Raw genomic sequence first — 21,732 nt, 5'->3', positions numbered from 1 at the left:
ACTCCGCAGTGGACGAACGCAGCCTTCTCATTCCGCCCAACGGATCGGCCGCTCGTAGACGTTCGCGGCGATGCCGAACCCCTGACGGCCACAGTCGTTGACGGTGCCGGTCTTGACGAAGCCTTGCGCCACATAAAAGGCGACGGCCCTCTCGTTGGCCGGCTCGACTTCCAGCGTGATTTTATCCGCCTCAGGGAAGCAGCCCCCGATCTCGTCCAGCAGCATGCCGCCGACGCCCCTGCCCTGCATTGCGGGTCGCACGTAAAGCTGGTGCAGCTTGACCGATTTGCTTTCCGCCCTGGCGAAGGCAACGCCGGCAAGCGCCTCGCCGTCGTCGGCGACGAGGAATTCGGAGTTCGGCTCGACGAGGCGGGTTTTCAGCCGGGCCAGCGAATGCCATTCGCCGGTGATCTCCGTCACCTTCGCCGCACCGTAGATGGTGTCATAGGTGGCATGCCACGTCTCCACCAGCAAAGCGCGGATCGCTTCGAGATCGCGCTCGCCGGCGGTGCGGACGAACATCACTCGATGCCCAGCCTGGCCTTGACCAGGTCGTTGACGGCCTGCGGGTTGGCCTTGCCGCCGGTGGCCTTCATCACCTGGCCGACGAACCAGCCGGCCATCGTCGGCTTCGCGCGCGCCTGCTCGGCCTTGTCGGGATTGGCGGCAATGACCTCGTCGACGGCCTTTTCGATGGCGCCGGTGTCGGTGACCTGCTTCATGCCGCGTTTCTCGACAATCTCCTTCGGGTCGCCGCCCTCGGTCCAGACGATCTCGAACAGATCCTTGGCGATCTTGCCGGAGATGGTGCCTTCCTTGATGAGATCGATGACGGCACCGAGTTGGGCAGGCGAAACCGGAGTTTCTTCAATGGCCTTGCCGGATTTGTTCAAGGCACCCAGTAGGTCGTTGATGACCCAGTTGGCCGCAAGCTTTCCGTCGCGGCCCTCCGCCACCTGCTCGAAATAGTCGGCGATGGCCTTTTCCGACACCAGCACCGAGGCGTCGTAGGCGGACAGGCCGAGCCTGTCGATCAGGCGACCCCGCTTATCGTCCGGCAGTTCCGGTAGATGCTCAGCCAGCGCGTCGACATAGGCCTGGTCGAACTCCAGCGGCAGAAGGTCGGGATCGGGAAAATAGCGATAATCGTGCGCCTCTTCCTTGGAGCGCATGGAGCGCGTCTCGCCCTTCACGGCATCGAACAGCCTCGTCTCCTGGTCGATCTTGCCGCCGTCCTCCAGGATAGCGATCTGGCGGCGCGCTTCGTATTCGATGGCCTGGCCGATGAAGCGGACGGAGTTCATGTTCTTGATCTCGCAACGGGTGCCGAAGCCCTCACCGGGCCGACGCACCGAGACGTTGACGTCGGCGCGCAAGGAGCCTTCGTCCATGTTGCCGTCGCAGGTGCCGAGATAGCGCACGATGGTGCGCAGCTTGGTGATGTAGGCCTTGGCCTCGTCGGACGAGCGGATGTCCGGCTTGGAGACGATCTCCATCAGCGCCACGCCGGAGCGGTTCAGGTCGACATAGGACATGGTCGGATGCTGGTCGTGCATCGACTTGCCGGCATCCTGTTCGAGATGCAGGCGCTCGATGCCGACTTGGATGTCCTCGTACTGGCCCTTGCTGTCGGGGCCGACGGAGACGACGACGGTGCCCTCGCCGACGATCGGCTGCTTGAACTGCGAAATCTGGTAGCCCTGCGGCAGGTCGGGATAGAAGTAGTTCTTGCGATCGAAGACCGACTTATGGTTGATCTTCGCCTTCAGGCCCAGGCCGGTGCGAATGGCCTGCCTGACGCATTCCTCGTTGATGACCGGCAGCATGCCGGGCATCGCCGCATCCACCAGCGACACGTTAGCGTTGGGCGCCGCGCCGAAGTTGGTCGAAGCGCCGGAAAACAGCTTTGCCTCGGAGGTGACCTGCGCGTGAACTTCCATGCCGATGATGACCTCCCAGTCGCCGGTGGCACCGGGGATCAGTCGCTTGGGATCGGGCGTGCGGGTGTCGACGATGGTCATGGGCAGCTATCCGGAAGTCGCGATTTTCGCAATTTTGCTCGGCCCTTCGCTAGTGCAAAGCGACCGGAGAGACAAGCGCAAAGCCGGCCGGCACACGGCGTCTGGCCTTTTCGCGCGCTCCCCTCTATATGAACGACATCCAATGGAGAGTGGATGTCCACTTATTCTCAGTCCCGGTGAGGCCCTGACCTCGTAGCGAGGCAGGGCAGAAAACCTTCAGCCACCGTGCCGCGAACGATCGCGACAGCGGTTTTTCGCATTGGTTTTCCCGGAAGACACTCCATGGACATTTCGCGCACCGAACAGCGCATCCTGCACCTGCTCGCACAGGGCGGGCGTATCGAAATCGAGAAGAACGAGAACAGGAAGATCGAGACGGTCGTCTGTCTCACCCGCGACGGCTGGCGCTATCCGGGTTTCGACCTCGGCCTTTTCAGGAAACTGAAACGGAAGAAGGCCGTCGCCTCATCCGGCGGCGGCCCCTACCGCATCACACGGCGCGGGTTGGAACTGGTCCGCGCCGAGCTCGACAACCGTTGAACCGGTTTCCGGTCGGCTCGCAGAGGCCGACCGGATATCTCACGCGGTGGCGATATAGGCGCGGATTTCCTCCGCTTCGCGCTCGACGTCCTCGATGCGGCGCTTGACCACGTCGCCGATGGAGACGATGCCGTCGAGCAGGCCGTCCTTCTCGACCGGCAGATGACGGAAGCGGCCGGTGGTCATGATCTCCATCAACTCGTTGACCGTATGGTTCTCGTTGCAGATCTTGACCTTCGGCGTCATCGCCGAGCGCACCGGCGTGTCGAGGGCGGCAGCCCCTTCCCTGGCGAGCATGCGCACGACATCGCGCTCGGAAAGAATGCCGACGATCTTGCGGTCGCCATTGGTCACCACCAGCGCGCCGATCCTATATTCAGCGAGGATACGGATCGCTTCGGAAAGTTTCTCGTTCGGCCCGAGGGTAACCACATCGTGGCCCTTCGCCGCAAGAATTGCCTTAACAGTCATGGCGTCCTCCTCTGGTCGATGGGGCCGGCGCCAGCCGTCACCGGCCATCACATTCCGGTGAACATGGTGCGCCGCGATTGGTTGCATTGCAAGTGCATCCAAAGCGGCATCGAGGCGTGTCAGGACATCGGTTTTTCCGGCCGGTCGAAGAAGCGCAGACCGAAGAAACCGGCGAGAAAACCGCCGATATGCGCCTCCCACGCGATCTGGTCTTCGTTGCCCGGCACGAAGCCGACGAGACCGGTGATGAGGTTGATGACCATCCACACCGCCAGGAACGTCACCACCGCGCGCGAACGCAGCACCAGACGAAACGGCAGCGGCGCTCCGGCGAAGGCGGCCTTGCCCGACGAGCGGTCGATCTGGAAGGCAAAGCGCGCGGCCGCCCCCATCATGCCCGAAATCGAGCCGGAGGCGCCGACCAGCGGCGCCTGGGTGAAGGGATGGATGGCGCAGAAGAAAAAGGCGGAGGCAAGGCCGGTGACCATGAAGAAAACAGCGAAGCGCCGCGCGCCGAAGCGATTCGCCAGCGGCGAGCCGAACGCCGCCAGCCAGACCATGTTGACGGCGACGTGCAGGAAACTGCCGTGCAGCAGCGTGTAGGTGAACGGGCTGGTGAACGCCCAGATATCGAAACCGTACTTGCCTGTATAGATCACCGGGATGAAGGCACCGTAGCGGATCAGGTCCAGGTTCTGGTCCGGGGTAAGCACATAGGCCTGCAAGAGGAAGATGGCGGCGCACAGGCCGATGATGGCAAGCACCACCGGCGGCAGGTTGAACACCGGTTCGTGGCTCGGTCGCCCCGCCTGCCCTTCGGTCCCCGGTCCGTTCGGCTCCATGGCCGGTTGTCCATGCGTCTGTTCGTCATGCGATCGCGACATTGGGCCGATGTAGAGGAGCCTTGGCCGAATCACAAACGGCGAAAATGCCGGAACGAGGCGAATCACCAAAAAAGAAGCCGTCCAAGGTTTCCCTTGAACGGCCGGTCGAGCCCCCTTGCTCCCCTGAAAACTTCCGACTGGACGGTCGCATATGGCGACCCGGAGTGGTTCGAAGCCTCTCACGGCGCCCGCAGGCGTGCAACGGAAACCATTCGTTAACCTTAACGGCCCCGATCCCCGTGAACAAACCTTAACGAAGCTGGCACGGACTGTGCTCCGCGACGCATGAAGGTGTCCCGGAGCCACCCTTCTGTTCAACGATGGGACAACCAACGGCAGACGTCAGGGAACGGACCAGTTCATGAACCTCAGCGGATCGATCACCCTGTTTCAATACTGGAACCGCCTGCGCGACGGGCGCCCAGCCCCCAAGCGGACCGAGGTCGAGCCCGCCGATATCAAGACGCTGCTCGCCGATACGTTCATCCTGGAAAAGGACACGCGCGGCGAAGCCGTGTTCCGCCTCGCCGGCACGCGGCTGTGCGCCATCTACGGGCGCGAATTGAAAGGCTTTTCCTTCCCTTCGTTGTGGCGCGAGAAGGACCAGCGGCTGATGGCGCGCCTCATTCACGGGGTCTTCCAGCAGAAATCGGTGGTTCTGGCGACCTATGAAGGGTTCAGCCGGGCCGGCCGATCCACCCGCTTCGAGCTTCTGGCGCTGCCGCTCGACGGCGGCGCCGAACATCCGCGTTGCCTCGGCATCATCAGCACGGCCGAAAAGCCGTTCTGGCTGGGCGCCGATCCGATCATCGACGTGCTGATCGATTCCATCCGCGTCATCGACCCCGAACGGGAGCCGCTCTTCCTCAAGAATCGCCCGGCAATTTCCGTGCCGGCGCTGGCGCCATCGGAACTGGAAGCGCCGCAAACCATCTCGGAATTCGGCAGGGCACGCCGCATCCGCCACCTTGTTGTCCTGGACGGCGGCCGCGAGGAATAGAGCCGCCGCAAGGCAGGCCGGCAATCATTGTCTTCACGTATCCGATCTTAACGATTCAGCGGGTTTTGGCGCCGCATTTACTGCTTTGTTAACCTCTTCCACCCTAGTTTACTGGTGAAATTCCCGGTGATCGGCCGGAGAGAATGCCAATGGGGTGTAGGCAGTGATGAGGTCAGCGGCGGTCGAATACGCGCCGTCCACGGTTGAAAGGCGCAATTTCCAGCGCGTCCGCGTGAAGATCTACGGGCGCTTCATGCTGGAAGACCGCACCGAACATCCCTGCCAGGTGATCGACATGTCACCCGGCAACGTGGCGCTGCGTACCGATCGTATCGGCGAACCCGGCGAGAAGGTCATCGCCTATCTGGACCATATCGGCCGCGTTGAAGGCGTGGTCACCCGCACCCAGCAGGACGGCTTCGCGATGACCATCATCGCCTCCGAGCGCAAGAAGGACAAGCTCGCCGCCCAGCTCACCTGGCTCGCCAACAAGCACGAGCTCGACCTGCCGGAAGATCGCCGCCACGAGCGCGCGGCGCCGCGCAACCCGGTGAGCGTGCTGCAATTGACCGACGGGCGCCAGTACCAGTGCCGCATCATCGACCTGTCGCTGTCGGGCGCGGCCATCGAGATCGATGTCAAACCGGCGATCGGCGTACAGGTGGTGCTCGGCACCATGCGCGGCCAGGTCGTCCGCCATTTCGAGGATGGGATCGCCATCGAATTTGCCGTCGTCCAGCTGCCCGAAACGCTGGATTCGGAATTCAACCGTCAACGGTCCTGAACAACATCACCAACGATAATCAAGGCCGGCCTCGCGCCGGCCTTTTAGTTTTGCCCTATCGTTGCCACCCGCGATCCGACGGGCATTTCGCACCTTAATGAACTCTTTCAAAAATCAGGACAATTTTTCGATCATTTTATTCTTATATAATTCAAAATCTATTCTAATCCGACATTCGTTTTACTCAATATCTTCTTCGCACTTTTGCGTCAAATAAATCCGGTCGTGTCATTGTCTCCTCAACAGGGGAGACGACAACAATGTTCGGGACAAGGGGAAAGCTGTTGCTTCTGGCAATGGCGATGCAGGCCGCCGGGTGGGCCACTGCCGCCAATGCCGATGCAAGCTTCATGCACACGGGAGGCCGCACGACCCAGCCGGTCGGCCACTATCAATTCTGCCAGCAACTGCCGGCCGAATGCCGGCAGCGCACGCCGAAACAGGGTCCGGTCGAACTGTCGCGCAATCTGTGGGCGACGATCGTGGCGGTCAACAACGCCGTGAACACGGAAGTCCAGCCGCGCACCGACATGGAAATGTGGGGCAAGGAAGAGGTCTGGTCCTATCCCACCAGCGGCTTCGGCGATTGCGAGGACTATGCGCTGGAAAAGCGCCGCCGGCTGATGCAGGCGGGCGTGCCGGCAGGCGATCTCCTGATGACGGTAGCACGCCAGCCGAACGGCGACGGCCACGCGGTGCTGACCGTGCGCACCAGTCTGGGCGAATTCATCCTCGACAATCTGGAAGGGCGCGTGCTGGCCTGGACCGACACCGACTACACCTACCTCAAGCGCCAGTCGACACAGAATTCCGGTGTCTGGGTCACCATCAACGACGGCCGCGCCGACGCGGTCGCCAGCGTTCAATAGGACGCGCCAGGAATACCCGGTCGAGTCCCCACCCTCCCCGTCCCCAACGACCGGGTTAAGGAGCCGGCCCCGTCCCCGGGCCGGCTCCACTTTTTTGCAACCTGACGGATGCCGAAAGCGGGCCGGAACACGTTGCGATCCCCGCTTCACTTCGGATGCCCCGGTTTTTTGACTTTGCGCCTGTCTTTTCCCCGAAACCGGTTCCCACTTTCGCGATACATGCGTTAGACTTCCCACGGGCAGACGGTGGAGAATGTCGGGTGCATTGATGTCCGGCATCGATTCGATGGCGGACAACGACAACACAGCGGCGATCATCGACGAAATCTACGAGGCTCCGTTCGTTCCGGAGCGCTGGCCCGCGATACTTGAGAAACTCGCCGGGATGGCCGACGCCGAAGGCGGCCTGCTGACCACGCTGGACGGAAATCGCACGGGAAACTGGGTTGCCTCCGACTTCGCCGTGCCGCTGATGGAACGCTACATCGAAGGCGGCTACGAGAAGTACAACACCCGTCCGCAAAGAAACCTGGCCAAGCGCTACGCAGGCTTCATGACTGATCTGGACGTGATGACGGAAGCGGAAATGGCCACCGACATCATCAATCTGGAAATTCTGCTGCCGGCAGGGGTCGGCTGGACTGCCAGCACCTACATTTCCATTCCGTCCGGCGATCAGGTCGGCGTCATCTTCGACCGGCGGATCGAGCGTGGCCCCTACGAGAGCCCGGCCCTGAAACTGCTCGACGGCTTCCGGCCGCATCTTGCCCGTGCCGGCCTGCTTGCTGCACGGCTGCATTTGCAGGAGGCGCAGAACGCCACCGAGACGATGCGCAGGCTCGGCCTCCCGGCCGCCGCCGTCGACGCCGACGGGCGCGTGATCGCCAAGAACGATCTCCTCGATACGCTCGAGGGTCAGGTCGGCATCCGGGCGCGCGACCGCATCTACCTGACCAGTCCGACCGCCGATGTCCTGCTCGCCGACAGTCTCGCGCGGATGGCCCGCAAGGATACCGGCGGCGTGGCCTCCATCCCCTTGCCAACTGTCGAACACGGACGGGCCGCTATCCTGCATCTGGTGCCGATCAGGCGCATGGCGCACGACGTCTTCGCCCGCACCGTAGCCCTAGCCATCGTCACGCCGCTGGTGCCGGCGCCGGCGCCGCACGCCGACATTCTCGGCGGCCTGTTCGACCTTTCCCCGGCGGAGGATCGCGTCGCGCGCGCGCTGCTCGGCGGCATGAGCGTTCAGGACTGCGCCGTGGCCTTCCGCGTCTCGCAGGAAACCGTGCGCGCGCAACTCAAGAGCATCTTCGCCAAGACAGCGACCTCGCGCCAGACCGAACTGCTTCAGCTTCTCGCCGCCACGACGTCGCTGCCGATTCGCGGCTGATGGCTGGGCCGGCGTAAAAATCCAACAATTCAGGCTCGTTTCAGCCCGGCCTTGAAGCGGCGGGCGTTCACGACGTAATGCGCGGCCGAAGCGCGAAGACGCCCGACGGCAGCCTCGTCAAGCGTACGGATCGCTTTGGCCGGCACCCCGACGATCAGCGAATTGTCGGGAAATTCCTTGCCTTCGGTAACCAGCGCGCCAGCGCCAACGAGCGAGTTTTTGCCGATCTTGGCGCCGTTCAGCACGATGGCGCCCATGCCGATCAGGCTGTTGTCGCCGATCGTGCAGCCATGCAGCATGGCGCGGTGACCGATGGTACAGCCGGCTCCGATCGTCAGCGGAAAACCCTCGTCGGTGTGCATGACGGTATGTTCCTGGACATTGGTGTCGTCGCCGATGACGATGGGGTCGTTGTCGCCTCGGATCACGACGCCGAACCAGACGCCGACATTGCGGCCAAGCTCGACATCGCCGATCACCGACGCATCCGGAGCGATCCAGTTGCTGTCGGCATCGATCAGGCGGGGCGCCTTCCCTTCCAGTTCATAGAGCGGCATTTCTCCTCCAATGGTCGTCGGCTTCGTGGGCTCTCATTCTTTCTGTGCCGTATCCGGCACCATTTCAATCCCGCCGACGACACGCCGCGCCACGTTTACCGCCCGTTTACCATAACGCCCGCACAGTCGCGGCAGATTGCAGCCTGCGAAAATCGCGCGCCGCGCATCGGCACAGAGAACGGGAATGACCGCCAACAACGCCGCAACCGTCGACAGCCCGCAGTTGCGGGTGATCGATTCGTCGCTGATGATGAAGGTGTTCTACGCCTTCGCGGCCCTGGCGCTCTTGTCGCTCGTCATCAGTTTCGGCGGCAAATGGCTGGGCCGCTCGATCATCAAGGCGGGTTATACGGACGATACGACGGTACATGAGGTCGTCATCGGCAACGACGTCGTCAGCGTACCGGCCAACGTCATCCGTTTCGACCGTGCCCGGCGCGACGGCATCGCCTCGCGGCTCGACCTTTATTTCCGCTATCCGCAGATGGATGGCTACAGCACGGCCGCCCGCGACGACTTCAACGACGTCGGCGGACGCAGGACGATCGTCTTCGTCTCCTTCGAGCCCCGCATGATGTCGCGTGACATGAGCGGCCGCTTCGAGCCGATCTACAAGAACCTCATTGTCCGGCCCGGCAAGCCCGGGCCGGGCGGCACGACGCTCTACGACTTCACCGAGCAGTCGGGCTATGTGAACGAAGTGCTGGCGGTCGCGGCAAGAGCGGGACAGGAGCCGTTCGTCGCCCGTTGCCTGAGCGGTCCCACCGCCGAGCAATCGCTGGCGCCCTGCGAGCGCGACGTTCATGTCGGCAATGCGCTCAGCCTCACCTACCGCTTTCCGCAGAGCTTGCTGGCCGATTGGCGCAAGCTCGACGCGGCGATCGCGACCGAGACCGGACGCATCCTCAAGACGGCGCGCTGAAAGGCTGCGCCGGGCGGGCTGGCTCAGCCGAGGTCGATGTCGAGGATCGCCATCGAGAAATTGTAGTCCCCTTCTTCCTCGTCCTTGTAGACGAGGCCGAGGAATTCGTCGCCGATATAGAGTTCGGCCGAATCCTCCTTGCGCGGACGTGCCTTCACTTCCAGCTTGGGGTTCTGGAAGACGCGCTTGAAATAGGCGTCGAGCTTTCGGATTTCGTCAGGCTTCAACGGTTTTCTCCGGTTGGACGGCTGGCGACGGCGCAATCGGCGCCGCGCTTGGCTCGCCGGCTTCTGGCACGCCGACTGCGGCGCTGTAAAGGCATCTATGCCTCGACCGCGCGGAGACAAGATATCGGCGCAGGGATGCGCGCCCAGTCAGATATCGAAGGAGACGACTTGGTCCATCGTCTGCGACGGCAGAAGCTGGTCCATCTGGCGCGACGGCTGGTCGCAGCCGGTCTCGCCGACCACGCGGGCCGGCACGCCGGCCACCGTCTTGTTGTGCGGCACGGCCGAGAGCACGACGGAGCCTGCGGCGATCTTCGAGCAATGGCCGATTTCGATGTTGCCGAGGATCTTGGCCCCTGCCCCGATCAGCACGCCGTGGCGGATCTTCGGATGGCGGTCGCCGCCTGCCTTGCCGGTACCGCCCAGCGTCACGCCGTGCAGGATCGACACGTCGTCCTCGATCACCGCCGTCTGGCCGACGACGAGGCCGGTGGCATGATCGAGGAAGATGCCCTTGCCGATGCGCGCGGCCGGATTGATATCGGTCTGGAAGACCGAGGAGGAGCGGCTTTGCAGATAGAGCGCGAAATCCTGCCGGCCCTTGTTCCACAGCCAATGCGCCAGGCGGTGCGTCTGGATGGCATGGAAGCCCTTGAAGTAGAGCACCGGCATGATGAAGCGGTCGCAGGCCGGATCGCGGTCGTAATAGGCCTGGATGTCGACACGCACCACGGACGACCAGTTCGGGTCGTCAACCAGCATCGCCTTGAAGGTCTGGCGGATCAGGTCGGCGCCGACGTCCTCATGCGCCAGCCGTTCGGCCAGCCGATGGATCACCGCTTCTTCCAGGCTGTCCTGGTTGAGGATGGTGGAATAGAGGAACGCCGCCAGCAGCGGGTCGCGCTCCACCGTGGTCATCGCCTCGTCGCGGACCGAGCGCCAGATCGGATCGGCCTGCTGGAGCCCGTTCGGGCGGGCCATGGTCATGCTGTTCATCGAAGGCCTCCGCTGCCGCTTGCCTTATCCGGCCGCTGATATAAGCCAGATGATAACAGGCGTGAACTGAATTTTCCTTATCCTGTCTTCAAGTGGTTTGTGATGACGCAAAATCAACCGGCAATGGAACAGGAACCCTTGATGGTTCGTATGGCCGGCGGCGTCGCCACGGTGACGCTCAACCGACCACGCCGCAAGAACGCCATCAGCCACGCGCTTTGGCTGGAGCTTTCCCGGCTTTTCGAGACCCTCTCCGCCTCCGCTGAAACACGTGCAATCGTGCTTACGGGTGCCGGCAGCGATTTCTCCGCCGGGGCCGATATCGCGGAATTCGACACGCTGCGCGGCGCCGGCAACGCCGAGGCCTACGAGACGGCCAACTCCGCCGCTTTCGCGGCGGTGCGCAACGCGCGCGTGCCGGTGATCGCGGCGATCCGCGGCGTCTGCTTCGGCGGCGGTTTCGGCCTCGCGGCAGCCGCCGATTTGAGGATCGCCGCGCCCGACGCGCTGTTTTCGGTGCCGGCGGCGCGGCTGGGGCTGGCCTATCCGCAAGACGCCATGCAGGACATCGTCGCGGCGGCGGGGCCGCAGATGGCGCGCTACCTCACATTCACCGGCGCCCGCATCGATGCGAAGACGGCACTGGCGGCCGGGTTGATCCTGGAGATCGTGCCAACGGACGAACTGGAGGCCCGCGCTTCAAGCATCGCGGCCTCGATCGCCGCCAATGCGCCGCTTTCGGTTCTGGCTTCCAAGCTTTCCATCCGCGCCACGCTGAGCGGCACCGCCGCCGATGCGGAAGCGGCGCGGGTAGCCGGCGCGCGGACCTTCGAGAGCGCCGACTACGCCGAAGGCCGCGCCGCCTTCCGCGAGAAACGCCAGCCGCGGTTTTCCGGCCGATGAGCACGCCGCTGCTCGATATCGCGCTGAAGGCGGAGCTTGCCGATCTCTATCGCGCGGCCGGGCGCCACTATCACGGCCTTGCCCACATCGAGGCGCTGCTGGCGCTGGCGGCCGAATACCGCACTGCCCTGTCCGATCCGGAGGCGGTGGAAGCAGCGATCTGGTTCCACGACGCCATCTACGACAGCCGGGCCAAGGACAACGAGGCACAGAGCGCCGGCCTTGCCCGGCAAAAGCTCGCTGGGCGAACGGACGGAACGCGGATCGACCGCATCGCCACAATGATCGAGGCGACGGCCACGCACGAGGTCCCTGCCCTCGCCGATCCGGGCCATGTTCGCGACGCCGCCCTGTTACTCGACATGGACCTGTCCATCCTGGGCGCCGAGCCGGATGTCTTCGATGCCTACGAACAGGCGGTGCGAAGCGAATACGACTGGGTCGACGAGCCGGCGTGGCGGGCCGGGCGCGGCGCGGTGCTGAACAACTTCCTCGCCCGTCCGCATATTTTCCATACGCCGGAATTCCGGGGCCGGTTCGAGGCGCAGGCGCGGGAGAACATGGCGCGGTCGGTTGAGAGGCTGGCGAGGCAGCCTCTGTAGCGGCTTTATCTGCACCCCTTTCAGAGCTTCAAATCCGAGGCACCAAAGCCCGGACGGAATAAACAACGTGCGCCCTACAGCGCATTCTCCGCATAGAACTCCAGCACGCGCTGCTTGAAGCTCCTGTCGCCGACCGACAGCATGTGGTCGCGCCCTTCGATGGCGAAGGCGGTGGCGTTCGGCATAAGTGCTGCCAGTTCCTCGGCCGAGCCGGCGATGTCGTCCTTCGTGCCGACGGCGATCAGCGTCGGCTGGGCGATCAGCGCCACCTGGTCCTCGGTCAGTTCGTCGCGCGAGCCGATAATGCAGGCGGCGAGCGCGCGGCGGTCGCTGCGCGTCTGGTCGGCGAACGCCCGAAAGGTCTTCCCGCGCGCATGGGTGATGCTGGCCGCATCCTCGGCCAGCAGCGCCTCGCCGATCGGGTCCCAGTCGCCGACGCCGTCGACCAGCCCGATGCCCAATCCGCCCAGCACCAGCGTCGCGACCTTGTCGGGATCGGACAGCGCCATGAAGGCGGAAACGCGCGCGCCCATGGAATAGCCCATGACGTGCGCCCGCCCGATGCCGAGATGGTCGAGAAGTGCGGCCGCGTCGCCAGCCATGCGCGCCGGTGTATAGTCGGAAGCCTCGTAGCTCTTGGATGTCGAACCGTGGCCGCGATTGTCGAGCGCGATCGCCCGGTAGCCGGCGTCGTTGAGCGTCTTGAACCAGCCGGGCGCTACCCAGTTGACATAGTGGCTGGAGGCGAAGCCGTGGATCATCAGCACCGGATCGCCGGCGCCGGACGCCGGCCGGCGGTCCAGATAGGCCAGATCGAAGCCGTCGTGGCGGAAGAATTGCAGCGTCGTGTCCTGAACCGTCATTTCGCGGTGCCCTGCCCATCATTGACGTTCGGCGCATCACCGTTGTCGGGCGGCGGCTCGCCGGGAACGGGAGCGGCCGCGATGGCCGGATGCCTGACCAGATCACCGTCGGCGATCCCGTTCTTTTCAGCCGTGCCGGATTTCAGTTCCAAGACGAAGCGCACCGGTTCGTCCGGCGAGATGACGGCCTCCGAGAATGGCTCGCCCTGACGGATGGCCTTGATGCGGCCGTCCTGACCGATGAAGATCAGGTCGAGCGGCATCGGCGTATTCCTCATCCAGAAACCAACCGGCTGGGTGGCCTCGAAGACGAACAGCATTCCGTGGTCGTCCGCCATCTCCTGCCGGAACATCAGGCCGGCCTGCCGCTTGCCCGAATCGTCGGCGATCTCGATGGTGAACGGGCGCTCACCCCGGCTTGTGACCGCCACCAGCGGCGCAGGATCGACCGGCAGGATCATCGGCTGGCCTTCGGCCGGCCCGGACCATGTGGGCCGCAGCAACGCCATCAAAGCAAGGACCGCTCCCAGGCAGAGCGCCGGTGCCTTCAGCCAGCCAAAACGCGCCATCGCAAGGTCCTGCTCTTTCGTCCAATCATCTTCCCGGCCCTCGGCCCCTTATCGGCACGGAAAGGGCCGGAAACGTGGCATGCCCATCAAGCATGCGGCCACGGCAAAGCCAAGCCGGCGACCCTTGCCACGGTGACGGCCGGCAAAACAAAGGCCGCGCAAGCGCGGCCCCTCTGCATCGCTTCGCCATCCGCTCAGTGCGCGACAGGCAAAGTCCCGACGTCCGGATGGATCTCGGCAGCCATCAGCCCCTTGTCGCCACGGCCGAAGCGCACCAGCACCACCTGTCCCGGCCGCAACTCGGTGACGCCGTAGCGGCGCAGCGTCTCCATGTGAACGAAAATGTCCTCGGTGCCTTCGCCGCGCGTCAGGAAGCCGAAGCCCTTGGTGCGGTTGAACCACTTGACCAGCGCCCGCTCCAGCCCACTCTCGGGCGTGACGGTGACGTGCGTGCGCTGTTCCTGCATCTCGGCGGGATGGACGGCGGTGGTGATATCCATCGACAGGACGCGGAAGGCCTGCAGGCCGCGCTCCCCCTTGCGCACAAGGCAAACCACCCGCGCGCCCTCAAGCGCGGTCTGGAAGCCGTCGCGCCGCAGACAGGTGACATGAAGGAGGATATCGCCGGTGACGCCGTCGTCGGGCAGGATGAAGCCATATCCCTTGGCGACATCGAACCACTTGATTGCGCCGGAGACCTCCTGAAGATCGGCGCCCTCGCCGGCTTCGTCGTGTCCCACCGCTGTCGCATCCTGCCCCATCCAAGAGGCCTTTTCCCCCATTGAGCGCCCCCTTTCTTCGTCAGTGCAGCAAACTGATTCTTGACGCCAGATTAACACTTGCGCTTCCGGGGTGTGCAAGACCTGCACGGGCTTTTTTCACGGCTCGTTTGCGGTTGCCGGTTTTGCTGTCATTTCGAGCAGCGAATACTTGGCGGTTGCCGCCCCAATACACCCACCCTATGTTGCGTTCCGAACCGCCAGCCACAATTCCGGAGATACCTATGCGCTACCTGCACACGATGGTCCGTGTCGCCGACATCGATGCCTCGCTCGACTTCTACTGCAACAAGTTCGGCCTCAAGGAGGTGCGGCGCATCGAGAACGACAAAGGGCGCTTCACGCTGATCTTCCTCGCCGCGCCGGAGGACGAGCAAAGCGGCCGCGCCGAACACGCGCCGCTGGTGGAGCTGACTTACAACTGGGATCCGGAAGAGTACAAGGGCGGCCGCAATTTCGGTCACCTCGCCTATGAAGTGGACGACATTTACGCGCTGTGCCAGCGCCTGATGGACAGCGGCGTCACCATCAACCGGCCGCCGCGCGACGGCCATATGGCCTTCATCCGCTCGCCGGACGGCATCTCCATCGAACTCCTGCAAAAGGGCCAGCCCAAGGCGCCGGCCGAGCCATGGGCCTCGATGGCGAACACCGGCGCCTGGTAGGCCCGAGAGGAAAGACCATGCCGACCAGCCGCGCCGACGTCGTCACCGGACAGGCCAGCAAATATCTCCAGCAGTTGTGCAAGCACTGGGCGCACAAGTTTCCGGTCGCGTTCGATCCAACTCACGGCACGATCGAGCTTTCGCTGGGCCGCACCGTGATGGATGCCGATGCGGAAGCGCTGCACATCGCCGTGACGGCACAGGACGCCGAAGCATTGGAGCGACTGGAGACGGTGGTGGCCGACCACATCAAGCGTTTCGCCTTCCGCGAGGAGCTCGTCTTCGACTGGAAGCGCGACGCCGGCTGAGCGCCTATCCCGCCGCCTTCGCCATTTCCAGCAGCGTCAGCACGGTACGCCAGTTGCGTGCCGTGCCGGGCACTTTCAGCGTGCGTGGGATCAGGTTGGCGAATTCGGAATGGCCGAGCCCGTTCGGCGCCTTGAGGTAGAAGGCGTCACCCTTGACGGTGAAATGCTCCGGGCCGGTGCATTTGTCCGCCAGCCGTTTCTCTTCCTCTTCGGTCGGCTGGCGCTCCAGCGTATAGAGGTGGAGCTTCTTCGGCTCGTCGGCGACTTCGGGATACGGGTTCTCGGCGACGCGGCGCGCCAGCCAGTCGGCGTCCCGCACCATGATGCGCGAGCGGAAGCCCCATTTCGTCTCGAAAGCGTCCTCGATCGTCCCGGCCAGTTCAGCGGCGTCGCCTTCGTCCGCCCGGAAGACGACGTTGCCGCTCTGCACATAGCTTTGCACGGCGGTGAAGCCGAGCGCCTCGAAGAAGGCGCGCAATTCGGCCATTTTGACGATACGGTTGCCGCCGACATTGATGCCGGAAAACAACGCGACGAAAATCTTCCCCCTCGCCGTCATATGATGAAGCCCGCCAGCGTCTCATTGTCGGTAATGTCCTGATACTGCACGCCATTGGCATCGAAACGTGCGGTCAGGAGGTCGAAATTGCGGCGTTCCTTCGTCTCGATGCCGATCAGCACCGAGCCGAAATTGCGCGCCGACTTCTTCAGGTACTCGAAGCGGGCGATGTCGTCATCCGGCCCCAGCATTTCGAGGAAATCGCGCAAGGCGCCCGGCCGCTGCGGGAAGCGGATGACGAAATACTTCTTCAGGCCTTCGAAGCGCAGCGCCCGCTCCTTCACGTCCGGCAGCCGCTCGAAGTCGAAATTGCCGCCGGAGACGACGCAGACGATCGTCTTGCCCCTGATCTCCTTCCTGGCAAAATCCTTCAGTGCATCGATGGCCAGCGCGCCGGCGGGCTCCAGCACCACGCCCTCGACATTGAGCATCTCGATCATCGTGGCGCAAAGCCGGTTTTCCGGCACCAGCCGCACCGCATCGGCAGGAAAATCCTTGAGGAAGCGCAGCGGTTCACGGCCGATCTCGGCCACCGCCGCGCCGTCGACGAAGTTGTCGACTTTGGCAAGCTTGACGCGGCGGCCGGCGCCGAGGCTCTCCTTCAGGCTCGGCGCACCGGCCGGCTCGCAAAAGACATAGCGGCACTCCCTGGCCTGCTCGGCGAAATAATGCGAAATGCCCGCCGCCAGCCCGCCGCCGCCGACCGGCAGCATGAGGATGTCGGGCATGCGGGTGCTGATCTGCCCGGCGATCTCATGGGCGACCGTCGCCTGTCCCTCGATGATGTCCTTGTGGTCGAAGGGCGGCACCATGTGCGCGCCGCTTTCGGCGGTGAATTCCAGGGCCGCGCGGTAGCAGTCGTCGAAGAAGTCGCCGACCAGACGGATCTCGACGAAATCGCCGCCGAACAGGCGCGTCTTGTCGATCTTCTGCTGCGGCGTGGTGACGGGCATGAACACCACGCCCTTCTTGCCGAAATGGCGGCAGACATAGGCAAAGCCCTGAGCGTGGTTGCCGGCCGAGGCGCAGACGAAAAGCTCGGCCTTGTTGCCGGCGGCCAGCGCCTTGCGGAAGAAATTGAAGGCTCCCCTGATCTTGTAGGAGCGCACCGGGGTCAGGTCCTCGCGCTTCAACAGGATCCGCGCCCCGTATTTGCGCGACAGGTAGGGATTTTCCTGCAACGGCGTCTCGGGGAAAAGCTCGCGCATGGCGGCAGCCGCGCTGGAAACCTTTTCGGCGAAGCTGGTCACGGCAATCTCCCCTGTAGAACCGAAACCGCGTTCCTGACGCCATTCGGACTTTTGCGCAACAGTCTGCCGCCGGCGCTCACATCCCGGCCGATTTCGGCTGACCTCGACTTACTTTGGCCGCACTTGCCCTGTGGGGAGATTTTTTACGAAAATATCAGGGTTTGAGCCGCGGACTGGCGCCGATGGCGGAGTGAAGTGGACTTGAAAGTGCTGCCGAAAACGCTTCTTGCCGCCGTGCTTGCGGTCCTTGTCGCCGGCTGCGCCGGCCACAAGCCGGAGGAGTTGCTGGGCAGCGCCGTGGTGACGGCCTCGATCGCCGACATTTCCGGCAACCACGCCATCTTCATCGCCACCACGCGCAAGCGCTCGGACGATCCCAACAAGGTGTTCGACGGCGAGCGGTCGGCGCTGCTCAGCTTCGCGCGCGTCAACATCACCGTGCCGAAAAGCCACGAGACCGGCAAGATCGAGCGCAAGAGCCGCGGCAAGTCCGACGATCCGTCGAAATATTTCATGGCCTCGCAGGCTACCGGTTACGACAGCGCGGCCAAGTTCCAGTCGGCGCTGAACACCGACATCGCCGCGCGCGGCGGGCGCGTCATGGTGTTCGTCCACGGCTACAACACCGGCTTCGACGATGCCGTCTACCGCCTCACGCAGATTGTTCACGATTCCGGCTATCCCGGCACGCCGGTTCTGTTTTCCTGGGCCTCGGGCGCCAGCACGACAGGCTATGTCTACGACAAGGAAAGTGCGGCCGCGGCACGCGACCAGCTCGAGGCGACGCTGCGGCTGCTGGCGCAGTCGGGTGCGCGCCGCATCGACCTCGTGGCGCATTCGATGGGCACATGGGTGACGATGGAAGCGCTGCGCCAGCTTGCCATCGAGGGCAACCGCAATCTCGGCGGCAAGCTCGGCGATGTGGTGCTCGCCTCGCCCGACATCGACGTCGACGTGTTCAAGAGCCAGATGCAGCGCTACGGCAAGCCGGACAAGCCGTTCATCGTGCTGCTCTCCGACGACGACCGCGCGCTGCGCCTGTCCAGCATGATCGCCGGCTCGCAGCCGCGCGTCGGCGACTACAAGAACGCCGCCACCGACCTCACCAGCTATGGCGTGACGGTGGTGGACATGTCCGGCGCCAAGGCCGGCGACAGGTTCAACCACACCAAGTTCGCCGACAATCCGGACCTGGTGACGCTGCTCGGCAAGCGGTTGAGACAGGATGACGGCTATGCCAGCGACCGCGAAGTGACCGACCGCATCATCCAGCTGAACCAGCAGGCCAGCCCGGGCGCAATGTAGCCTGCGGGCTGGACCGGAGAGGCGGTCGGCTTTATGCAGGCAGGGTCGTCATGTGTCGCGTTCGCCAGCGAGGTCCGCGCCGGTGCAGGGAAAGACCGCTTTCATCGTCGCACTCGCGCTGCTGGCCACCGGCTGCGCCGGCCGCAACACGCATGACCTCCTGAACAAGACGGCGGTCGAGGCGCCGGCATCGGCGATCGCCGCGACGCACGACATCTTCGTCGTCACCACGCGCCAGAAAGCAACCAAACAGCCGCGCCAGGTGTTCGACGGCGACCGCTCGCTGACCTCAAACTTCGCCGAGGTCGAGATGACGGTGCCGAAGGTCCACAAGGTCGGCGCCATCGAGCGGGCCAGAGGATCGGCCCCCAGCGACCCGGCCAAGGATTTTTCCGCTTCGCGCGTCACCCTCTACGGTGATGCCGGCCAGTTCCAGAAGGCGGTGGGCGCCGACATCGCCCGGCGCGGCGACCGGGTGCTGGTGTTCGTGCACGGCTTCAACAACGGCTTCGACGACGGCGTCTACCGCATAACCCAGATCGCCCACGACACCGGCTACAAGGGCACGCCGGTGCTGTTTTCCTGGGCGTCGGCCGGCAAGATCACCGGCTATGTCTACGACAAGGAAAGCGCCAACGCCGCCCGCGACGACCTTGAGGCGACGCTGAAGATGCTGGCCCGCACCAAGGCCAAAAGCATCGATATCGTCGCCCACTCGATGGGCACATGGGTGACGATGGAGGCGTTGCGCCAGCTGGCCATCGAAGGCAACCGCGACCTCGACGACAAGCTCGGCTACGTGGTGCTGGCCTCGCCCGACATCGACGTCGACGTGTTCAAGAAACAGATGATGCGCTACGGCAAGCCGGACAAGCCCTTCGCCATCCTGCTTTCCGGCGACGACCGGGCGCTGAAGCTTTCCGGCTTCATCTCCGGCGACAAGCCACGCGTCGGCGACTACGGCGACGCCGCCGACCTCGCGCAATACGGTGTCGTCGTCGCCGACCTTACCAACACCAAGGGCGCCGACCGGCTCAACCACGCCAAGTTCGCCGACAACCCGATGCTGGTGCAGTTGCTCGGGGACCAGCTGAAAACGCCCGCCGCACTCGCCACCGGCGCGCCCCTGCCCGGTCAGCCGATCGAGCAACTCGGCAACGGCCTCGGCCAGGCGGTCGGCTCGGTCGCCCAGATCATCATCACAACGCCGTTCAAGGTGCTGTCGGTGGCGACGGGGGGAGAATAAGGTAGCAGGGCAGTAAGGGAATAGGGGAATAGGGGAAATCCGGTTCTTCTCTTTTCCTACTCCCCTATTCCCTTACTGCCCTATTCCCTTACTGCCCTATTGCCCTGGCGCCTTATTGCCCTACACAAACAGCTCCACCTTCTCGAACGTCCGCACATCCACCAGACCGATATCGGAAATGCGCAGTTCGGGAATGACGACCAGCGCCAGCAGCGAGTGCTGCATATAGGCGTTGTTCAGGGTGCAGCCGACCGAGCGCATGGCTTCGACCAGTCTGTGTGCCTTGGCGGCGACGATCTCGGCGCGCTCGTCCGACATCAGGCCGGCGATCGGCATTTCGACCAGCGCCAGTTCCCTGCCCTTCGAGTAAAGCACGACGCCGCCGCCCACCTCGGCCAGCCGATTGGCGGCCAGCGCCATATCCTGCTTGTTGGTGCCGACGACGATGATATGGTGGCTGTCATGGGCCACCGAGGAGGCGATGGCGCAATCCTGGGTGTAACCGAAGCCGGAAACGAAGGCGTTGGTGACGCCGCCGGTGCCGCGATGGCGCTCGACCAGCGCGATCTGGCAGACGTCGTTGGCGCGATCCATCGCCACCTGCCCGTTTTCTACGGCCAGGTCCGCCTCCAGCGCCCTGGTCGGCGCCTGATTCTCGATGACGCCGATGACGCGCACCCGCGCCTCGTTGGCGCCGGCGGGTGCAGCGATATCGAAATCGGCCGCTGCCAGCGTCTTGCCCAGCCGCACCGTGTTCTTCGCCGAAGCCGGGTAATCATAGGCGGGGATATCGATTGCCAATCTTCCCTTGCTCGCCAGCAGCACGCCGCGCGCATAGACGTCGTCGATGACCATTTCGGCGAGGTCGGAGACGATCAGGAAATCGGCCAGCCGGCCGGGCGCGATGGAGCCCAGTTCGCGTTCAAGCCTGAAATGCTGGGCGGTGTTCAGCGTCGCCATCTGGATCGCCGTCACCGGCTTCAAGCCCTGGCGGATGGCGTGGCGCACGACACGGTCCATGTGGCCTTCCTCGACCAGCGTGCCGGAATGGCTGTCGTCTGTGCACAGGATGAAGTTACGCGGATCGAGCCCGCTCTCCGTCACCGCCTTGACCTGCGCAGCGACGTCGTACCAGGCGGACCCCAGCCTGAGCATTGCTCGCATGCCCTGGCGGACGCGGGCGATGGCGTCCTCGGCGCGCGTGCCTTCATGGTCGTCTTCCGGGCCGCCGGCCACATAGCCGTGGAAGGCAGGGCCGAGATCGGGCGAGGCATAGTGGCCACCGACGGTGCGGCCAGCGCGCATGGTGGCGGCGATCTCGCCCGCCATCACCGGATCGTTGGCGGCGACGCCGGGGAAATTCATCACCTCGCCCAGGCCGATGATGTTTTCCCAGCCCATCGCCTCCTCGACGTCCTTCACCGTCAAGACGGCGCCGGGATTCTCCAGCCCCGGCGCGGAGGGCACGCAGGACGGCATCTGCACATGGACATTGATCGGCATCGCCAGCGCCTCGTCGTGCATCAGCCGGACACCGGGAAGGCCGAGCACGTTGGCGATCTCGTGCGGGTCGATGAACATGGAGGTGGTGCCATGCGGGATCACCGCCCGGCAGAACTCGGTCACCGTCACCATGCCGCTCTCGACGTGCATGTGCGCGTCGCACAGGCCGGGCACCAGATAGCGCCCTTGCGCCTCGACCACCTTGGTCCTTTCGCCGATGGTGTGGCTGGCATCCGGCCCGCAATAGGCGAAGCGGCCGCCGGAAATCGCGATGTCGGTATCCGGCACGATCTCGCCGGAATAGACGTTCACCCAGCGGCCACCCCGCACGACGAGGTCGGCCGGCTTGCGGCCGGTCGCCACATCCACCAGCTCCGTCGCCATCTCCGCCCATGGCCTTGGTTTTTTCACAGCGTCACCGTTTCTGAAGAATCTTCGCGGTGACTCTGCCAAGCCGCAACGGATTTGACCAGTTGGCTTTGTTGACTTTCAGCGGCGGAAGGCGGTTCATTCCGC

General features: G+C 64.1%; 25 protein-coding genes. 12 read left to right on the top strand and 13 right to left on the bottom strand.

The annotated features are described in order from the left end of the window. Positions 1-27 precede the first annotated feature (27 nt). The gene (locus E6C48_RS07100; RefSeq protein ID WP_136355511.1) at positions 28-522 is read right to left on the bottom strand and encodes a GNAT family N-acetyltransferase; all 495 of its coding nucleotides are present in this window, start codon (positions 520-522) and stop codon (positions 28-30) included. Continuing rightward, positions 522-2,021, bottom strand: a complete 1,500-nt coding sequence (gene gatB / locus E6C48_RS07095) for an Asp-tRNA(Asn)/Glu-tRNA(Gln) amidotransferase subunit GatB (protein WP_136355509.1) — start codon at positions 2,019-2,021, stop codon at positions 522-524. Before gatB ends, E6C48_RS07100 begins: the two co-directional genes overlap by 1 nt. A gap of 282 nt (positions 2,022-2,303) precedes the next feature. Here gatB and E6C48_RS07090 point away from each other — a divergent pair, with 282 nt between their 5' ends. Next, positions 2,304-2,561 (top strand): YjhX family toxin, encoded by a 258-nt coding sequence (locus E6C48_RS07090; protein WP_136355507.1) that lies wholly within the window; start codon positions 2,304-2,306, stop codon positions 2,559-2,561. A gap of 39 nt (positions 2,562-2,600) precedes the next feature. On the opposite strand, the gene E6C48_RS07085 is transcribed toward E6C48_RS07090, so the two are convergent. Both E6C48_RS07085 and E6C48_RS07080 read right to left on the bottom strand, forming a co-directional pair. Continuing rightward, positions 2,601-3,032 carry a CBS domain-containing protein gene (locus E6C48_RS07085; protein WP_136355504.1) on the bottom strand — a complete coding sequence of 144 codons (432 nt, stop codon included), beginning with the start codon at positions 3,030-3,032 and terminating at the stop codon, positions 2,601-2,603. Positions 3,033-3,151: 119 nt separating this feature from the next. Beyond that, positions 3,152-3,874, bottom strand: coding sequence for a rhomboid family intramembrane serine protease (locus tag E6C48_RS07080; protein ID WP_230978685.1), 723 nt, complete (start codon positions 3,872-3,874; stop codon positions 3,152-3,154). 403 nt (positions 3,875-4,277) lie between these two features. Here E6C48_RS07080 and E6C48_RS07075 point away from each other — a divergent pair, with 403 nt between their 5' ends. The 4 genes from E6C48_RS07075 (at position 4,278) to E6C48_RS07060 (ending at position 7,962) form a co-directional block, all read left to right on the top strand. Continuing rightward, complete coding sequence (locus tag E6C48_RS07075) at positions 4,278-4,916, top strand: PAS domain-containing protein (RefSeq protein WP_136355500.1); 639 nt, start codon at positions 4,278-4,280, stop codon at positions 4,914-4,916. A 166-nt stretch (positions 4,917-5,082) separates the two neighbouring features. Continuing rightward, a complete protein-coding gene (locus tag E6C48_RS07070; RefSeq protein WP_136355924.1) occupies positions 5,083-5,700 on the top strand; it encodes a PilZ domain-containing protein in 618 nt (205 codons plus the stop codon). Between the two features lie 260 nt (positions 5,701-5,960). Further along, entirely contained in the window at positions 5,961-6,569 is a 609-nt protein-coding gene (locus E6C48_RS07065) for a transglutaminase-like cysteine peptidase (protein ID WP_136355498.1), read from the top strand. A 268-nt stretch (positions 6,570-6,837) separates the two neighbouring features. Next, the gene (locus tag E6C48_RS07060; RefSeq protein WP_136355495.1) at positions 6,838-7,962 is read left to right on the top strand and encodes a helix-turn-helix transcriptional regulator; all 1,125 of its coding nucleotides are present in this window, start codon (positions 6,838-6,840) and stop codon (positions 7,960-7,962) included. 29 nt (positions 7,963-7,991) lie between these two features. Here the strand turns inward: E6C48_RS07060 and E6C48_RS07055 are convergent, their stop codons facing one another. Continuing rightward, complete coding sequence (locus tag E6C48_RS07055) at positions 7,992-8,519, bottom strand: gamma carbonic anhydrase family protein (RefSeq protein ID WP_136355493.1); 528 nt, start codon at positions 8,517-8,519, stop codon at positions 7,992-7,994. Between the two features lie 184 nt (positions 8,520-8,703). Here E6C48_RS07055 and E6C48_RS07050 point away from each other — a divergent pair, with 184 nt between their 5' ends. Beyond that, the gene (locus tag E6C48_RS07050) at positions 8,704-9,441 is read left to right on the top strand and encodes a hypothetical protein (protein ID WP_136355490.1); all 738 of its coding nucleotides are present in this window, start codon (positions 8,704-8,706) and stop codon (positions 9,439-9,441) included. Between the two features lie 23 nt (positions 9,442-9,464). Here E6C48_RS07050 and E6C48_RS07045 read toward each other — a convergent pair whose 3' ends face one another. Beyond that, a complete protein-coding gene (locus E6C48_RS07045) occupies positions 9,465-9,668 on the bottom strand; it encodes a DUF3126 family protein (RefSeq protein WP_129415718.1) in 204 nt (67 codons plus the stop codon). A 147-nt stretch (positions 9,669-9,815) separates the two neighbouring features. Further along, positions 9,816-10,664: a serine O-acetyltransferase gene (gene cysE / locus E6C48_RS07040; RefSeq protein ID WP_136355488.1), complete on the bottom strand. Its 849-nt coding sequence runs from the start codon at positions 10,662-10,664 to the stop codon at positions 9,816-9,818. Positions 10,665-10,805: 141 nt separating this feature from the next. Between cysE and E6C48_RS07035 the strand changes: the two genes are divergently transcribed. Both E6C48_RS07035 and E6C48_RS07030 read left to right on the top strand, forming a co-directional pair. Beyond that, positions 10,806-11,567 carry an enoyl-CoA hydratase-related protein gene (locus tag E6C48_RS07035; protein ID WP_230978684.1) on the top strand — a complete coding sequence of 254 codons (762 nt, stop codon included), beginning with the start codon at positions 10,806-10,808 and terminating at the stop codon, positions 11,565-11,567. Next, a complete protein-coding gene (locus tag E6C48_RS07030) occupies positions 11,564-12,169 on the top strand; it encodes an HD domain-containing protein (protein ID WP_136355484.1) in 606 nt (201 codons plus the stop codon). Before E6C48_RS07035 ends, E6C48_RS07030 begins: the two co-directional genes overlap by 4 nt. A gap of 74 nt (positions 12,170-12,243) precedes the next feature. Here E6C48_RS07030 and E6C48_RS07025 read toward each other — a convergent pair whose 3' ends face one another. From E6C48_RS07025 to E6C48_RS07015, 3 genes are all read right to left on the bottom strand, one after another. After that, positions 12,244-13,011 (bottom strand): alpha/beta fold hydrolase, encoded by a 768-nt coding sequence (locus E6C48_RS07025; protein WP_168734478.1) that lies wholly within the window; start codon positions 13,009-13,011, stop codon positions 12,244-12,246. Between the two features lie 17 nt (positions 13,012-13,028). Further along, the gene (locus E6C48_RS07020) at positions 13,029-13,601 is read right to left on the bottom strand and encodes a DUF192 domain-containing protein (RefSeq protein ID WP_136355479.1); all 573 of its coding nucleotides are present in this window, start codon (positions 13,599-13,601) and stop codon (positions 13,029-13,031) included. 194 nt (positions 13,602-13,795) lie between these two features. Next, positions 13,796-14,362, bottom strand: a complete 567-nt coding sequence (locus E6C48_RS07015) for a cold-shock protein (protein WP_407940959.1) — start codon at positions 14,360-14,362, stop codon at positions 13,796-13,798. 242 nt (positions 14,363-14,604) lie between these two features. Here E6C48_RS07015 and E6C48_RS07010 point away from each other — a divergent pair, with 242 nt between their 5' ends. Next, the gene (locus tag E6C48_RS07010; RefSeq protein WP_136355475.1) at positions 14,605-15,045 is read left to right on the top strand and encodes a VOC family protein; all 441 of its coding nucleotides are present in this window, start codon (positions 14,605-14,607) and stop codon (positions 15,043-15,045) included. A gap of 17 nt (positions 15,046-15,062) precedes the next feature. After that, positions 15,063-15,353 (top strand): DUF2218 domain-containing protein, encoded by a 291-nt coding sequence (locus tag E6C48_RS07005; protein WP_136355473.1) that lies wholly within the window; start codon positions 15,063-15,065, stop codon positions 15,351-15,353. Positions 15,354-15,357: 4 nt separating this feature from the next. Here E6C48_RS07005 and E6C48_RS07000 read toward each other — a convergent pair whose 3' ends face one another. Further along, complete coding sequence (locus E6C48_RS07000; RefSeq protein WP_136355471.1) at positions 15,358-15,912, bottom strand: DUF1697 domain-containing protein; 555 nt, start codon at positions 15,910-15,912, stop codon at positions 15,358-15,360. Continuing rightward, entirely contained in the window at positions 15,909-17,120 is a 1,212-nt protein-coding gene (gene ilvA / locus E6C48_RS06995; RefSeq protein WP_407940964.1) for a threonine ammonia-lyase IlvA, read from the bottom strand. The genes E6C48_RS07000 and ilvA overlap by 4 nt, the downstream gene beginning before the upstream one ends. 243 nt (positions 17,121-17,363) lie before the next feature. On the opposite strand from ilvA, the gene E6C48_RS06990 reads away from it, so the two are divergent. Together E6C48_RS06990 and E6C48_RS06985 are read left to right on the top strand one after the other, a co-directional pair. Then, the gene (locus tag E6C48_RS06990; RefSeq protein WP_407940963.1) at positions 17,364-18,467 is read left to right on the top strand and encodes an alpha/beta hydrolase; all 1,104 of its coding nucleotides are present in this window, start codon (positions 17,364-17,366) and stop codon (positions 18,465-18,467) included. Positions 18,468-18,549: 82 nt separating this feature from the next. Further along, positions 18,550-19,713, top strand: coding sequence for an alpha/beta hydrolase (locus tag E6C48_RS06985; RefSeq protein WP_136355466.1), 1,164 nt, complete (start codon positions 18,550-18,552; stop codon positions 19,711-19,713). A gap of 120 nt (positions 19,714-19,833) precedes the next feature. Here the strand turns inward: E6C48_RS06985 and ade are convergent, their stop codons facing one another. Further along, a complete protein-coding gene (gene ade, locus E6C48_RS06980) occupies positions 19,834-21,600 on the bottom strand; it encodes an adenine deaminase (protein WP_136355464.1) in 1,767 nt (588 codons plus the stop codon). Between the last annotated feature and the right edge of the window lie 132 nt (positions 21,601-21,732).

Origin of the sequence: Ollibium composti (assembly GCF_004801285.1) — a bacterium.
Taxonomy (GTDB): domain Bacteria; phylum Pseudomonadota; class Alphaproteobacteria; order Rhizobiales; family Rhizobiaceae; genus Mesorhizobium; species Mesorhizobium composti.
This window is presented reverse-complemented; position numbering and strand designations above follow the sequence as displayed.

Bases quoted from the DNA above. Each gene is read 5' to 3' on its own strand.
- E6C48_RS07015 (WP_407940959.1), bottom strand. From the start codon at position 14,362: ATGGGGCAGGATGCGACAGCGGTGGGACACGACGAAGCCGGCGAGGGC.
- E6C48_RS07070 (WP_136355924.1), top strand. From the start codon at position 5,083: ATGAGGTCAGCGGCGGTCGAATACGCGCCGTCCACGGTTGAAAGGCGC.
- E6C48_RS07065 (WP_136355498.1), top strand. From the start codon at position 5,961: ATGTTCGGGACAAGGGGAAAGCTGTTGCTTCTGGCAATGGCGATGCAG.
- E6C48_RS07030 (WP_136355484.1), top strand. From the start codon at position 11,564: ATGAGCACGCCGCTGCTCGATATCGCGCTGAAGGCGGAGCTTGCCGAT.
- E6C48_RS07050 (WP_136355490.1), top strand. From the start codon at position 8,704: ATGACCGCCAACAACGCCGCAACCGTCGACAGCCCGCAGTTGCGGGTG.
- E6C48_RS07035 (WP_230978684.1), top strand. From the start codon at position 10,806: ATGGTTCGTATGGCCGGCGGCGTCGCCACGGTGACGCTCAACCGACCA.
- gatB (WP_136355509.1), bottom strand. From the start codon at position 2,021: ATGACCATCGTCGACACCCGCACGCCCGATCCCAAGCGACTGATCCCC.
- cysE (WP_136355488.1), bottom strand. From the start codon at position 10,664: ATGAACAGCATGACCATGGCCCGCCCGAACGGGCTCCAGCAGGCCGAT.
- E6C48_RS07100 (WP_136355511.1), bottom strand. From the start codon at position 522: ATGTTCGTCCGCACCGCCGGCGAGCGCGATCTCGAAGCGATCCGCGCT.
- E6C48_RS07085 (WP_136355504.1), bottom strand. From the start codon at position 3,032: ATGACTGTTAAGGCAATTCTTGCGGCGAAGGGCCACGATGTGGTTACC.
- E6C48_RS07020 (WP_136355479.1), bottom strand. From the start codon at position 13,601: ATGGCGCGTTTTGGCTGGCTGAAGGCACCGGCGCTCTGCCTGGGAGCG.
- ilvA (WP_407940964.1), bottom strand. From the start codon at position 17,120: ATGCGCGAGCTTTTCCCCGAGACGCCGTTGCAGGAAAATCCCTACCTG.
- E6C48_RS07010 (WP_136355475.1), top strand. From the start codon at position 14,605: ATGCGCTACCTGCACACGATGGTCCGTGTCGCCGACATCGATGCCTCG.
- ade (WP_136355464.1), bottom strand. From the start codon at position 21,600: ATGGCGACGGAGCTGGTGGATGTGGCGACCGGCCGCAAGCCGGCCGAC.
- E6C48_RS07090 (WP_136355507.1), top strand. From the start codon at position 2,304: ATGGACATTTCGCGCACCGAACAGCGCATCCTGCACCTGCTCGCACAG.
- E6C48_RS07060 (WP_136355495.1), top strand. From the start codon at position 6,838: ATGTCCGGCATCGATTCGATGGCGGACAACGACAACACAGCGGCGATC.
- E6C48_RS07000 (WP_136355471.1), bottom strand. From the start codon at position 15,912: ATGACGGCGAGGGGGAAGATTTTCGTCGCGTTGTTTTCCGGCATCAAT.
- E6C48_RS07055 (WP_136355493.1), bottom strand. From the start codon at position 8,519: ATGCCGCTCTATGAACTGGAAGGGAAGGCGCCCCGCCTGATCGATGCC.
- E6C48_RS07075 (WP_136355500.1), top strand. From the start codon at position 4,278: ATGAACCTCAGCGGATCGATCACCCTGTTTCAATACTGGAACCGCCTG.
- E6C48_RS07005 (WP_136355473.1), top strand. From the start codon at position 15,063: ATGCCGACCAGCCGCGCCGACGTCGTCACCGGACAGGCCAGCAAATAT.
- E6C48_RS07080 (WP_230978685.1), bottom strand. From the start codon at position 3,874: ATGGAGCCGAACGGACCGGGGACCGAAGGGCAGGCGGGGCGACCGAGC.